A 13110-nucleotide genomic window follows, 5' to 3' on the forward strand; every position below is an offset into this window, starting at 1 on the left:
AAATTACAAAAATTTATGCAGATATTTAAGTAAAATAGTAAGTTTGCACCTCAATTAATTAAAACTATATGCTCATTTTCAATAAACAAACCGAACTCAGAGTGCATTTATCGCCCTTTTTGACCTCTAAAACAAACATCGGATTTGTGCCAACTATGGGTGCATTGCATGACGGACACCTGTCTTTGCTCAGAAAAGCATTACAAGAAAATGAGTTTGTTGTAATTAGTATTTTTGTAAATCCAACGCAATTTAACAATCAGGAAGATTTAGAAAAATACCCTCGCACATTAGAAAGAGATGTAGAAAAAATTGCCACAATAAGTGATAAAATAATAGTTTTTGCTCCATCTGTTGAAGATATTTATCCTGGAAAAACCATTTCACAATCATTTAATTACGATGGTTTAGAACATCAAATGGAAGGAAAACACCGTCCCGGACATTTTGACGGAGTAGGAACAATTGTGAAGCGATTATTTGAAATCGTTCAACCAACAAATTCTTATTTTGGCGAAAAAGATTTTCAACAATTGCAAATTATTAAAAAACTGGTTCAAAAACACAAAATTCCCGTAAATGTAATCGGTTGCCCAATTCATCGTGAAAAAAACGGTTTAGCAATGAGTTCGCGAAACGAACGACTCTCTGAAGCCGAAAAAGAAGAATCTACTTTGATTTTCAAAACGTTAACCACTGCAAAAAAAATGTTTGGCACGAAATCTGCAAACGAGGTTACGGATTTTGTAAAAAAAACATTTGAAAACCATCCTAAATTTTCATTAGAATATTTTCAAATTGCCGATGAAGCCACATTAAAACCTTGTTTACGCAAATCGAAAAACAAAAAATACCGTGCCTTTATCGCTGTTTTTATCAACAACATTCGATTGATTGACACTATTTCATTAAATTAATTACCTTTGCACCATGCAAATTCAAGTTGTTAAATCCAAGATTCACCGCGTAAAGGTGACTGGAGCAGATTTAAATTACATCGGTAGTATTACTATCGACGAAGCCTTAATGGAGGCTTCTAATCTTGTAGAAGGAGAAAAAGTTGCTATCGTAAACATCAACAATGGTGAGCGTTTAGAAACTTATGTAATCAAAGGAAATCGCAACAGTGGCGAAATTACTTTGAACGGCCCGGCTGCACGAAAAGTTCAAAAAGGAGATATTATTATCGTAATTGCTTACGGAATTATAGATTTTGAAGAAGCTAAAACCTTCAAACCTTCCTTAGTTTTTCCTAATGAAAACGACAATTCGTTGACCTAAATTCCCTTGAAACAGAAAATCGGCAAATGGCTTTCAATTCTTCTTCCAATTTTATTGGGATTAGCATTAGTTATTTACACTTACAATAAATTTACTCCGGAACAATTAGAAGAAATTAAACTGCAATTTAAAAATGCAGATTATTTCTACATTTATATCTCGTTGCTAATTAGTGCAGTAGCATTATGGTCAAGAGGTTATCGATGGAGATACACCTTGGAACATTTGGGCTATAAACCAAAAATTTCTACAAATGTAATGGCGGTTTGCATTGGCTATTTCATCAACATGTCGATTCCGCGTTCTGGCGAAGTTTCTCGTGCTTTAATTCTCAAAAAATACGAAGATGTTCCGTTTGATAAAGCCTTCGGAACTATAATTGCCGAAAGAGTGGTAGATACATTTTTCTTATTATCATTCATCGGATTAGCTTTTTTTCTGGAATTTGATGTGTTAAAAGCTTTTGTTTTGGATAAAATTCCATTTCAAAAATTAATGCTGATTTTAGGAATTGGAACGTTTATGATGATTGTAGTTATTTTGATGTTTCGCTATTCAAGAGTAAAGCCAATTGTAGTTATTAAACAAAAAATTTCCGGTTTGATGGACGGAGTTTTCAGCATCTGGAAAATGGAAAAAAAATGGGCTTTCCTATTTCATTCTTTGTTAATTTGGGCGAGCTACTTTTCTATGTTTTACATAACAATTTTTGCCTTACCTGAAACAAGCGACTTGACTTTAAGCACAGTTGTTATCTCTTTCATCGTTGGCGGAATCGCGATTACGTTAACCAACTCTGGTTTTGGAGCATATCCTTTTTTGATGGCAGAAATTCTTTTGTTGTATAATGTTCCCGAAACTGCCGGAACTGCTTTTGGTTGGTTGGTATGGACTTCGCAAACACTAATGGTTGTGATTTTAGGAACACTTTCATTTTTATTGCTTCCCATTTTAAACAAAAACAAATAATTTACTATCTTGCTTTCGAAAAAAAATTAGGTTTTTTACTTAATTTCCAAAACTGAAAACAGATGAAATTAGTTCAAATTCTTGCCGTTTTATTGTTCTTCATGAGTAGTTATGCTCAAAAAACCGTAGAAACATTTTCTTCTCAAAAATTGGGTGGAGACAGAGAAATTTACATAACACTCCCTCCATCATACGAAAAAGACAAGGATCAAAAATTTCCATTGTTGTTGGTTTTGGATGGAGAATATTTATTTGATCCATTTCAAGGTGCTTTAAAATTTGGAAATTATTGGGATGATTTGCCTGAAGTAATTTTAGTCGGAATTTCTCAAAACAAACAAGAAGAACGCTATGCAGACAGTGAATATGACGAAGAAAGCGGCTTACCTATTGAAACCGGAGCAAACTTTTTCGATTTCATCGGAACAGAATTAATGCCTTATTTAGAAAAAACCTACCGAATTGCTCCGTTCAAAATTATTGCCGGACACGATACTACTGCCGGTTTTTTAAATTTCTTTTTATACAAAGACAATCCGATTTTTGATGCTTATATTTCGTTGAGCCCGGATTTGGCTTTAGACATGGAAAACAGAATTCCGGAACGATTGAATGCAATTGCAAAACCAATATATTACTATCAATCTACTGCAGATGGCGATGTGAAAAAAATGCAAAATCGAATTAAAGAATTAAACGAAAAAGCCAAAGCAATTCAAAAAGAGAGTTTAAATTATAAATTTGATGAATTTTTGGGAGCTTCCCACTATTCATTGGTTTTGCATTCGATTCCAAATGCTTTATATCAGTTTTTTGCGGTTTATCAACCCATCACAACACATGAATTTAATGAGAAAATTGTGAAATTAGAATCCGGTTATGTAGAATATTTAAAGCAAAAATATGATGTTTTAGAAAAATCATTAAACATAAAAATGCCAGTTCGTTTAAATGATTTCAAAGCCATTGAAGCTGCTATTTTAAAGAACAAAGCATACAATGAATTTGATGAACTTTCTATTTTAGCCGATAAATATTATAAAAAAACAATGCTACCCGATTATCACATGGCTTTGATGTATGAGAAAAAAGAAGATTACAAAAGAGCACAAAAATTTTATTTAAGTGCTTTTCAAAAAGAACCAATTGGCGATTTAGACAAAGATATGATGTATGACAAATCGGAAGAAATGAAGCAATTAATGAACTAAATGGCAAAAGTAAAAACCTCCTTTTTTTGTCAAAATTGTGGAACGCAATATTCCAAATGGCAAGGACAATGCCATGCGTGCAACGAATGGAATACCATTGTGGAAGAAGTGATTCAAAAGGAAGAAAAATCATCTTGGAAACCTTCATCCACCGAAACAAAAAAAGCTCCAAAACCACTTCGCATTAGCGATATTGATTCCACACAAGAAATTCGTTTGGATACTACAGATGGCGAATTAAACCGAGTATTAGGTGGCGGATTAGTTCCCGGCTCATTAACGCTTTTGGGCGGCGAACCAGGAATTGGAAAAAGTACACTTTTGTTGCAGATTTCATTAAAATTACCTTATAAAACCTTATACGTTTCAGGCGAAGAAAGTCAGAAACAAATAAAAATGCGTGCCGAACGGATTACACCCAACGGCGATAATTGTTTCATTTTAACCGAAACCAAAACGCAAAACATCTTTAAACAAATTCAGGAAATTGAACCGGAGATTGTGATTATCGACTCCATTCAAACCTTGCACACCGATTATATTGAATCGACTGCAGGAAGTATTTCTCAAATTCGAGAATGTACCGCAGAACTCATCAAATTTGCCAAAGAAACGAATGTTCCTGTACTTTTGATTGGTCACATTACGAAAGACGGAACAATAGCCGGACCAAAAATTTTGGAACACATGGTCGATACCGTGCTGCAATTTGAAGGTGATCGAAATCACGTGTACCGAATTCTTCGTTCGCTCAAAAACCGTTTTGGTTCTACGGCAGAAATTGGAATTTATGAAATGCAAGGTTCAGGCTTACGCGAAGTAGCCAATCCATCGGAAATACTGATTTCGCATAAAGACGAAGAACTTTCAGGAACCGCCATTGCTTCTACGTTAGAAGGAATGCGACCGTTAATGATTGAAATACAAGCTTTAGTCAGCACCGCCGTTTATGGAACACCTCAACGAAGTACGACCGGTTACAATGCCAAACGATTGAATATGATTTTGGCAGTTTTAGAAAAACGTGCCGGCTTTCGTTTGGGAGCAAAAGACGTTTTTTTAAATGTGACAGGCGGAATTTCTGTGGATGACCCGGCGATTGATTTAGCAGTGGTGGCAGCCATTTTATCCTCCAACGAAGATATTCCTGTCGGAAAAGATTTTTGTTTTGCAGGAGAAGTCGGTTTAGCCGGAGAAATTCGTCCGGTAAACCGTGTAGAACAACGGATTTTGGAAGCCGAGAAATTAGGGTTTTCGACGATTTTTGTGTCGAAATACAACAAAATTTCGCTGAAAGAAACGTTGATTCAAGTGAAATTGGTGGCGAAGATTGAAGATGTTGTAAGCGAACTATTTGGCTAAAAAGTATCTTTTGAAAGCATATCAAGAAATCATTCAGTGGGTAAATAGTTTTCATGAACAAGGTGAAACGATTCAAGCTGCCGAATTTTTGATTAACGAATACAACTTAAATCATCCCAATTTCAAAGGATTTGAATTGCGTGAAAAAGCCAAGCCCGATTTTATTTTAATGACCACCGAAGGAATTTTAGGCGGTCCACAAATCATTCGAATTCCGGAAAACACGTTTGAATTTCCATTGAATCTGATGCTAAATTTATTGGCTCACGAAATGATTCACGTGCAACAAAAAGAAAAAGGTAAAGTAATTACGGACAAAAACGAACGCGAATGGCAAGCGTATTACGAAAATATTTTCCACAAGCAATTTCCTCAAATTCCGGAACTTTCTGCTTTTCATAAAAAAGCTTGTGCCACAAAAGCATTGGACTATTATAACCGAATGGAAATTGGCTCAGAATTACAATTGAAATATGCTGAGCAAAAGGAAGAAGTCGAGCGATTACTAAAAAGTCTTATTTAAACCTCCTCAAAAACTCCTCCTTATAACCCACAGAAATCTCAATCTCCGTTTCATCAAAAAGCGTAACATAACCACCCAAAGATTTGTGATACGATTTCACAAAATTCAAATTAATGATGTGCGATTTATGCACTCGCATAAACGGAAAATCCAACATTTCATCAAAATGTTTCAAAAAACGGCAGACCATCTTTTTAGTTCCGTCGGCTAAATGAATATCGGTAAAGTTTCCATTGCCTCGCAAACGAACAATTTCTTCCATTTTCACTACTTCAAAACCTTCTAACGTGGGTAAAATCACTTGTTGTTTCTCTATTTTGGGTTCGCGGAAATTTTGAACGATAATTTGATTTCGGTTAAACAATTCCTGCTTCATCAATTGTTGTTGCACTTTGTTAACGGCTAAAATCAATTCTTCAATGCTAATGGGTTTCAGCAGATAATACGCCGCACTTTGGTTCAACGCTTTCAACGAATATTCCGAAAAAGCAGTGACAAAAATGGTTTCAAAATGCAAATCTTTACATCCTTCCAACACGTCAAATGCATTGCCAAACGGCATTTCTACATCCAAAAAAACCAATTGCGGTTGTAGTTCGTGCAACAACGGAATCGCCTCCCGACTATTTTGTGCTTCGCCAATAATCTCGATTTGCGGACAATATTTTGCCAAATAATTTTTCAACGCTTCGCGAGCAGCCGACTCATCTTCGACAATGACACTTTTTATTTTTTGAAAATCGTTCATACTACTTTAGTGGTTTTAGAAAAATAAAGTGTGACTAATGTTCCGTTGCCATATGTTCCCGACGAAATAGTATACGAAATCTGTTGATGATACAAATCGTTCAATAAACTAATCCGTTCTTCCACATTGTTTAATCCTCTGGATTCATGCACTTTTTGATTTTGTGTTTTCAATTCGCGACTTTTTTCAACACCAATACCGTCATCTTCTATGGAAACTTTAATCAATTGATTTTCTTCTGCAAAAGTCACTTTCAATTTTCCTATGGTTTCTCGATAACGCAAACCGTGCCAAATCGCGTTCTCCAAATGTGGCTGAATCAACATATTCGGAACTAAAATTGCATCCGAATCCAACTTTTCATCCACCACAATTTCATAAACAAATTTGTCCTGAAATCGCAAATGTTCCAAATCCAAATACTTCTTAATCTGCTCTAATTCATTGGATAGCGAAATAAAATCTTTGTTCGAGGTTTCCATCATATTTCGCATTAAATTGGAATACGAAGTCAGGTATTTATTGGCTTCCAACTCATTATTTTGGGCAATAAATTGGTTCACACTATTCAAACTATTAAAAATAAAATGCGGATTCATTTCTCGTCTGAGCGATTGCAATGCAATTTTTTTGTTCTTGGTTTTGATGGAAAACAACGCTTTTGCAATCAATCCCAATAAAATCAACATCAAAATCACGGAACCAATCAATACATAATTGAATTTATTTTTCTTCGTAATCAACTCATCTTTCAATGCTCTTTCTTTCTCTAATTGCTTGATTTTTTCTTCGGTAACTTGAAAAATCTTCGCATCGACCAACGAACTATCCGCTTGAATCATTCGGTCAAAATCATTCAGAAATTGATCATACAATTCAATCGCTTTCGTTTGATTGCCTTGTGCTCTGTAATAATCCGAAAGAGCCAACATCGCTTTCTTCGCATCAAAAGTGCGTCCGTTTTTTAATGCCAAATTATACGTTTCTTCCAACAAAACAATTGCATCATTTTGGTTTTCATTTTTAAAATATAAATCTGCCAGCGTTTGCTGTTGTTCAATTTGTTGCGAAACACTTCCTAATTTCTCCGCATCCGAAATGGTGTTTTTCGTGATTTCAATCGCCTTATCCAAGTTGTTTTCCGAAGCATAGACTTTCGAAATTTCGCTTTTCAATTTCAACACTTCTTCCGGTTTATCTTTGGAAACGGCGATGGCTTTTTCATAATTTTCAATCGCCATGCCTTTGTTTTCCGACTTAAAATCAACTACCGCTTTTTGTTTATACACTTCGGCAGCATCATCCAATTTCCCTTCATTCTCTAAAATTTTGATGTTCGAATCTAAATATTCGGCTTGTGCTTTCGGACTTTTATTTTGCAATCGGCTCGCATCATTCGAGTTCATCCGTGAATAGCCCACATCAACCGCTTCCTCACTTGCCGATTGATAGCTTTTGATGGCCTCTTTCACCTTATTCTGCTTCTCCTGAATTTGAGCAATCGAACGCGTTGTACTCGCTATTTTATCTTTATTTTTTTGCTTTTGATAAATAGGTAAAGCTCTTTTAAGGTAATCTTCCGCTTTGGCGTAATCACCTTTTTTATCCAACTCATTCGCCAATTCTACATATTTATCTGCTGTGGCTTCCGGATTACTTTTAGATAAAGTTTCCTTCAGTTCAATGGCTTTTTTGCTCACGGAAGTTTTACCTGATTTGGTTTTGGTCGTGTCTTGAGCAACCATCACCAAAGGGAAAAACAAGGCAAACAGTATTATTTTCAGTTGATTATACATCTCATTTATATTATAGTGTAAAGTACGAAAATAAAATCGGGTTTAAAAAACGATTTCACCAAGTCAAAAATGGGTTTCACCAAGTCGCTCAAAGTTGAATTAGTATGAAAAGTAATTTTATCAAATAATTTAATGCAACACTAAAATATAGCACTAAAAAGCTCAATTAGATTACGCATTTATTAACCACGAATGCACAAATTTTTTAAGAAAATGCGATAAATATCAAATTTCACAAACACCATTGAATGCCTTGCATTCAGCATTTGAGGAATGAAAAATAAAATAGTAAAAAATTCATTCGTGAATTCGTGGCAAAAAAATTAATTTTTAAATAATAATCAATACCATATGAAATCAAAAATCATCCTTGGAATATCCGCTTTAGTAAGCTGTGTTCCGTTTATTTATTTGTTGGGAAATGACTCAGCACCAACGAAAGAACTTCTTCCAAAAAAAGAAATCGCTCAGCGAGAAATCGTGGACGACGAAGAAAAACCCTGTGTATTTATGTCCTTAATGGGCGAACAATCTGTTGAAGGTTCATCAGCAGTAAAAACAAACTCCAAATTCATCGAAACCATTTCCAAAGGCGAATTATGGCTCATCGAAGCCCAAAACTCCGATGGCGGTTGGGGAGCCGGTTCTCGCAACAATCAATCCGAAAGAAATCCGCACGCAGTTTCTTCCGATCCTGCTACAACGGCCATGTCGGCGATGGCATTGTATCGCTGCGGTCATTCGATGGAGAAAGGCGAGCACAAAGAAACCCTTAAAAAATCAGTTTTATTTCTGTTAAATGAAATCGAAAAGAACCAAAACTCTCCTTACATCACACAAATTCGAGGAACGCAAATTCAAGGAAAACTAGGCGAACACATTGATGCCATTCTCACGTTGCAATTCTTCAACCAATTGCTTCCTACTTTAAAAGATGCATCCATTAAAGCAAGAGTAAAAGACGGCATTCAAGTTTGTGTCGATAAAATCGAAAAATCGATGGGTGATTCCGGTAAAGTCGGAAGCTCCGGTTGGGCAGGTGTTTTACAATCCTCTTTTGCGAATTCGAGTTTAGAAATGGCTGCCAAAAACGAAGGTATCAAAGTGGATAAAGACAAAATCCAAAAAGCCAGAGAATATCAAAAAAGCAATTACAATCCTGAAAGTCAGTCGGCTAAAACCGAAGACGGAGCCGGAATTATGTTGTATGCCGTGAGCAGTTCCGTTCGCAATAGTGCCGAAGAAGCCAAAGAAGTCAACCAATTGTTTAAAAAAGCCAAAGCTGAAGGCAAAATTGAAAGAGATGCTGTTTTAAACGAACAAAATTTAGAACGTTTAGGCTATTCGAAAGAAAAAGCAAAGTCGTATGACGTGGCAAATAAAGTCTATAATTCTGCCAAAGTAACCGCGATGAAAGAAGATGTATTATCCGGTTTTGGCAACAACGGTGGCGAAGAATTCCTAAGCTTCCTTCAAACAGGCGAGTCGATGGTGGTGAATCACGACGACGACTGGAAAAAATGGTACGACAACATCGGCGGCAGAATGATGCAAATTCAAAATGCCGACGGTAGCTGGAACGGTCATCACTGCATCACGAGTCCGTCCTTTTGTACTGCGACTTGTTTGATGATTCTTTCGATAGAAAACGACATCAAAAACCTTCAAAAATAATTGTAATCACAACTTTTAAATCCAACACTATGAAAAATTTAGTTTTAACCATCGCCTTATTGTCTTCCTGCATGCTTTTTAGCAATTGCGAGAAGAAAAACGAAACTTTAGCTGTCAATTCGCAACCGGAAACAACGGCGGTAGCGACAGCCGACACCAAAATTCAAGTCGCCTTATTGTTAGACACGTCCAGCAGTATGAATGGTTTGATTGAACAAGCCAAGTCACGCCTTTGGAACATTGTGAACACGTTGACCACGTTGAAGTATGAAGGAAAAAGTCCTGAAATTCAAATCTCATTGTATGAATATGGCAATAGCGGATTGAGCGAACAATCGAATTACATCCGACAAATCACTCCGCTAACGACTGATTTAGATTTGATTTCGGAACAATTATTTGCGTTGCGAACCAATGGTGGCTATGAATATTGCGGAGCTGTAATCAAAGAATCCGTTGATAAATTGACGTGGGATGATCATCAAAAAAGTATGAAACTCGTGTATATTGCCGGTAACGAACCGTTTGATCAAGGCGGAATTCATTACAAAGAAGCCATTTCTGCCGCCTTAAAGAAAGACATTTTTATCAACACAATTTTCTGTGGCGATGCTGCCGAAGGAATTTCGACCTTTTGGAAAGACGGTGCCATTGTGGGCAAAGGAAAATACTTTAACATTGATTACAACGCCAAAGTTCGCTACATCGTGACGCCATATGACGACCAGATTTCGCAATGTAATGTGCGGTTGAATACTACTTATATTGGTTATGGTTCTAAAGGAATCGAGAAAAAAAGAAGCCAAGAAGTGCAAGATGCCAATGCTCAATCGATATCTGGAGCCAATTATGCCGAGCGTTCGGTGAGTAAATCAAAAGAAGTGTATAAAAATGATAGTTGGGATTTGGTGGATAAAGCCAAAAAAGATAGTAAAGCCTTAGACAATTTGAAAGAAGAAGAACTTCCGGCGGAACTAAAAAACAAATCAAAAGAAGAAATTAAAACGATTGTCACGCAGAAAACCAAAGAACGAGAAACCATTCAAAAAGAAATGGCGGAGTTGGCCAAGAAACGACAAGACTTTATTGACAACGAATCAAAAAACACCAAAACACAAGACGATTTGGGCAATGCCATGGCAACGTCTATACACAGTTATGCCAAAGCAAAAGGCTATGTAGTGGTTAACTAATTTTAGTTGGATTGTGGTTGAACCGCCTTGAAGAAATTTGGGGCGGTTTTTTGCTGGCTGGAAAAATTTTAATCTAAATATTGTATTTTAAATTTAATTTTTCTCCTAATTCAAGTACGTCTTCTACTCTAGCAATTGAAGTGATCCAATCTTCTGGAATTCCTATTCTGCTATAATATATACCCGCTAATCCACCAGCTATAGCAGCCGATGTGTCAGTATCATAACCAATATTTATTATTGACAAAATCGTCTCCTTATAAGAGTTTTTGTTAAGAAAAAACCATATACTTGATTCAAGCACTTCAATTACATACCCTCCTGATTTTAGATCTTCCATTTTTGTCTCTCTAATATCATTCTTGATTAAATTTTTAAAGTGCTCTCTTTCATTAAAAGAAAAATCCATCTTCTCCCATAATTTTAGAATTTCTTTTCGCATTTCTAAATATGCAGTCTCTTTTATTTTTCCTTCAAGCAATTTTTCCGCTAATTTTAAATATATCATACAGCTCATAGCTGCTCTAATATGCTTATGTGTTAAAGCTGATATTTCCCACACTATTTCAAATTGCTCATTAATTGGTTTTCCTTTGATATAAAACAATAAAGGGATAATCCTCATTAATGAACCATTTCCATTATCAAATTCATCACCATAATACTTTAATCTCTTCAATTCATCCAAATGATCTTTTTCAATAATTTGTTTTAGTTCTGAAATAGCTTTTGAAGTCGTTATTCCAATATCAAATACTTCTCCTCGGGCTGACCAATAAGCATCATTTTTCCATTTGATAAAATTTTCAGAAATATCCTTTAAATCATACCCATTAATTAATGATTCAGCAAGACAAAATGTTAATGAACTATCATCTGACCAAGTTCCTTTGGGTTGATTATAGGTTCCATATCCAATCATCTCTTTTGCGGGATTTAATTCCATTTTATCTCTTGGACTAAATTCAAAAGGAACTCCTAATGCATCACCAATTGCTACTCCCAATAGTGCATCTATAGCTTTGTTGGATTCCATAATTTATATATTATTTAAAATCTCCTTTGATCTTTGGTCACCTAATCGTGCTCCTATTTCAAAAAAATTTATAGCCTCATTTATTAAGTTTTCTTCAAGAAATAACGAACCTAATATCCCATAATTACCTGCGTATTTTTCATCGGTTTTTATTCCATTCAAACAACAATCTTTCGCCTTTTCCACATCACCAATATTATAATAGCAAATAGAAAGGTTGTTTAATATATTTGCTTTGTCCCGTTTTGAATTTGAATTAGTAATCTCATCTAATTTATGTAAAAGTTTCATCGCTTTTTCTAAATAAAGAATTCCCTGATTGAATTCTGATTGCATTAAATACGATTCTCCTAATCCACGGTTTATATCAAAGTTGTCATCATAATTTTTTCCTATTTGGTAAATATCAATTGATTTTGAAAAATTATTTAAAAATTGATAACATTTACCAATTCTAAAATAAATATACCAATTGGATTTGTCTTCTATCAATGCTTTTTCATATGAATTTAGGGCATTTAAATAATTCCCAACTGTAAATTCACGTTCTCCATTTTCAATTAAAGCTAGTGTATTAACATTTACTTTCTTACCAAAAACATTAAAAATGCCCATATTATTTAATTTTGATTATTTACACTTTTACCTTTAAATTATAATCTACTCGAACATTTTAATAAGAAGAATTTCTTTAATTTTCCTTAATATCCCATTGCTAAAATATGAAAAAATCTCTTAATTTAACATTTCACCACAAATTAAATCCTTCAAAACCAATCCAAACCACCAAAAAACCCCATCGATGGCGTTCTCAACTCCGTGTATGGGGTTTGTTACTCCTTTTTTGGGGTTCAAGACTCCATCCGTGGGGTTGTGCAACGTAATAAATGGGGTTCGAGACTCCATGCATGACGTCTTGAACTCCATGCATGGGGTTCGAGACTCCTTTTTTGGGGTTGTCTAACGTAGTAAATGGGGTTCCGAACGTCAAATTTGGGGTTCGAGACGTCATAAATGGGGTTCGTAACGTCAAAAATGACGTCCACCAACGTCAAAAATGGGGTTCCGGACGTCAAAAATGGAGTTCATAACCCCATGCATGGACTTCGGAACGTCAAAAATGGGGTTCAGGACGTCAAAAATGACGTCTCCCTACGTCAAATTTGGGGTTCCGGACGTCAAAAATGACGTGTACCAACGTCAAAAATGACGTCCCCTACCGTCAAATTTCTAATTATAGGACACTATCCTAAAAAGTGTGTAAGTTTAAAAATAAAGGGGTTTGACTTTTTAATTAGAGTTGAACCCTTTTTTCAA

The 13110-nt window shown here is 35.4% G+C and carries 12 protein-coding genes; 8 read left to right on the forward strand and 4 right to left on the reverse strand.

The annotated features are described in order from the left end of the window. Positions 1–68: 68 nt before the first annotated feature. From panC to AC23MC_RS13415, 6 genes are all read left to right on the forward strand, one after another. Positions 69–917 (forward strand): pantoate--beta-alanine ligase, encoded by an 849-nt coding sequence (gene panC, locus AC23MC_RS13390; protein ID WP_487568854.1) that lies wholly within the window; start codon positions 69–71, stop codon positions 915–917. A 13-nt stretch (positions 918–930) separates the two neighbouring features. Continuing rightward, positions 931–1281, forward strand: coding sequence for an aspartate 1-decarboxylase (gene panD, locus AC23MC_RS13395; RefSeq protein WP_487568855.1), 351 nt, complete (start codon positions 931–933; stop codon positions 1279–1281). 6 nt (positions 1282–1287) lie between these two features. Continuing rightward, a complete protein-coding gene (locus AC23MC_RS13400; RefSeq protein WP_487568856.1) occupies positions 1288–2250 on the forward strand; it encodes a lysylphosphatidylglycerol synthase transmembrane domain-containing protein in 963 nt (320 codons plus the stop codon). 62 nt (positions 2251–2312) lie between these two features. Then, positions 2313–3461 carry an alpha/beta hydrolase gene (locus AC23MC_RS13405; protein WP_487568857.1) on the forward strand — a complete coding sequence of 383 codons (1149 nt, stop codon included), beginning with the start codon at positions 2313–2315 and terminating at the stop codon, positions 3459–3461. Then, positions 3462–4823, forward strand: a complete 1362-nt coding sequence (gene radA / locus AC23MC_RS13410; protein WP_487568858.1) for a DNA repair protein RadA — start codon at positions 3462–3464, stop codon at positions 4821–4823. It begins immediately after the preceding gene. Positions 4824–4833: 10 nt separating this feature from the next. After that, complete coding sequence (locus AC23MC_RS13415; RefSeq protein WP_487568859.1) at positions 4834–5346, forward strand: hypothetical protein; 513 nt, start codon at positions 4834–4836, stop codon at positions 5344–5346. Here the strand turns inward: AC23MC_RS13415 and AC23MC_RS13420 are convergent. Next, a complete protein-coding gene (locus tag AC23MC_RS13420) occupies positions 5339–6094 on the reverse strand; it encodes a LytR/AlgR family response regulator transcription factor (protein WP_487568860.1) in 756 nt (251 codons plus the stop codon). The genes AC23MC_RS13415 and AC23MC_RS13420 overlap by 8 nt on opposite strands. Next, the gene (locus tag AC23MC_RS13425) at positions 6091–7890 is read right to left on the reverse strand and encodes a tetratricopeptide repeat-containing sensor histidine kinase (protein WP_487568861.1); all 1800 of its coding nucleotides are present in this window, start codon (positions 7888–7890) and stop codon (positions 6091–6093) included. Before AC23MC_RS13425 ends, AC23MC_RS13420 begins: the two co-directional genes overlap by 4 nt. A 351-nt stretch (positions 7891–8241) precedes the next feature. Between AC23MC_RS13425 and AC23MC_RS13430 the strand changes: the two genes are divergently transcribed. Then, positions 8242–9564 (forward strand): hypothetical protein, encoded by a 1323-nt coding sequence (locus tag AC23MC_RS13430; protein WP_487568862.1) that lies wholly within the window; start codon positions 8242–8244, stop codon positions 9562–9564. Positions 9565–9593: 29 nt separating this feature from the next. Next, a complete protein-coding gene (locus AC23MC_RS13435; RefSeq protein ID WP_487568863.1) occupies positions 9594–10757 on the forward strand; it encodes a vWA domain-containing protein in 1164 nt (387 codons plus the stop codon). Positions 10758–10830: 73 nt separating this feature from the next. Here the strand turns inward: AC23MC_RS13435 and AC23MC_RS13440 are convergent, their stop codons facing one another. Further along, positions 10831–11793, reverse strand: coding sequence for an ADP-ribosylglycohydrolase family protein (locus tag AC23MC_RS13440; RefSeq protein ID WP_487568864.1), 963 nt, complete (start codon positions 11791–11793; stop codon positions 10831–10833). Between the two features lie 3 nt (positions 11794–11796). Further along, positions 11797–12408, reverse strand: coding sequence for a tetratricopeptide repeat protein (locus AC23MC_RS13445; protein ID WP_487568865.1), 612 nt, complete (start codon positions 12406–12408; stop codon positions 11797–11799). Positions 12409–13110 lie beyond the last annotated feature (702 nt).

Source organism: Flavobacterium sp. T50_26, from assembly GCF_057652995.1.